General features: G+C 49.4%; 5 tRNA genes and 1 rRNA gene. All 6 read left to right on the top strand.

What is annotated here, in order from left to right:
* Window positions 1-187: 187 nt before the first annotated feature.
* The 6 genes from rrf (at window position 188) to SNE38_RS19155 (ending at window position 780) form a co-directional block, all read left to right on the top strand.
* A 5S ribosomal RNA gene (gene rrf / locus SNE38_RS19130) occupies window positions 188-303 on the top strand.
* Window positions 304-316: 13 nt separating this feature from the next.
* A tRNA-Asn gene (locus SNE38_RS19135) sits at window positions 317-392 on the top strand.
* Between the two features lie 9 nt (window positions 393-401).
* Window positions 402-493, top strand: a tRNA-Ser gene (locus SNE38_RS19140).
* 16 nt (window positions 494-509) lie between these two features.
* Window positions 510-584: transfer RNA gene (locus SNE38_RS19145), tRNA-Glu, on the top strand.
* Window positions 585-604: 20 nt separating this feature from the next.
* A tRNA-Val gene (locus tag SNE38_RS19150) sits at window positions 605-680 on the top strand.
* A 25-nt stretch (window positions 681-705) separates the two neighbouring features.
* A tRNA-Met gene (locus SNE38_RS19155) sits at window positions 706-780 on the top strand.
* Window positions 781-814: the final 34 nt, after the last annotated feature.

The following is an 814-nucleotide window of genomic DNA, read 5'->3' on the forward strand; positions in this document are numbered from 1 at the left end:
GATAGGTTCGAGGTGGAAGTGCGGTGACGCATGTAGCTGACGAATACTAATCGGTCGAGGACTTAACCACATTTTATTGCACAACTCAATGAAACGTTTATCCAGTTTTGAAAGAATGAATTTATTTAAAAAACACTTGCCAAATAAGAAAAGTGTGGTATAATAAATAAGGTCTTTCTAAAAAAAGTCTAGTGATGATGGCAAAGAGGTCACACCCGTTCCCATACCGAACACGGAAGTTAAGCTCTTTAGCGCCGATGGTAGTTGGGGGCTTCCCCCTGTGAGAGTAGGACGTCGCTAGGCTGTATAGAAGTATTCCGAAGTAGCTCAGTTGGTAGAGCATCCGGCTGTTAACCGGCAGGTCGCAGGTTCGAGTCCTGCCTTCGGAGCCATTAACTCTTGGAGAGTTGTCCGAGTGGCCGAAGGAGCACGATTGGAAATCGTGTATGCGGGTAACCCTGCATCAAGGGTTCAAATCCCTTACTCTCCGCCAGCCATTTTTGTAAAATGGCCCGTTGGTCAAGTGGTTAAGACACCGCCCTTTCACGGCGGTAACACGGGTTCGAATCCCGTACGGGTCACCAATAATTTCAATATCCAGCACGGAGGATTAGCTCAGCTGGGAGAGCACCTGCCTTACAAGCAGGGGGTCGGCGGTTCGAGCCCGTCATCCTCCACCATTCAAATTAAATCAAATAGTATTGTCGCGGGGTGGAGCAGTGGTAGCTCGTCGGGCTCATAACCCGAAGGTCACAGGTTCAAGTCCTGTCCCCGCAACCAAATGGTCCCGTGGTGTAGCGGTTAACATGCCTGC

Source organism: Solibacillus ferritrahens (assembly GCF_037027585.1).
GTDB lineage: Bacteria > Bacillota > Bacilli > Bacillales_A > Planococcaceae > Solibacillus > Solibacillus ferritrahens.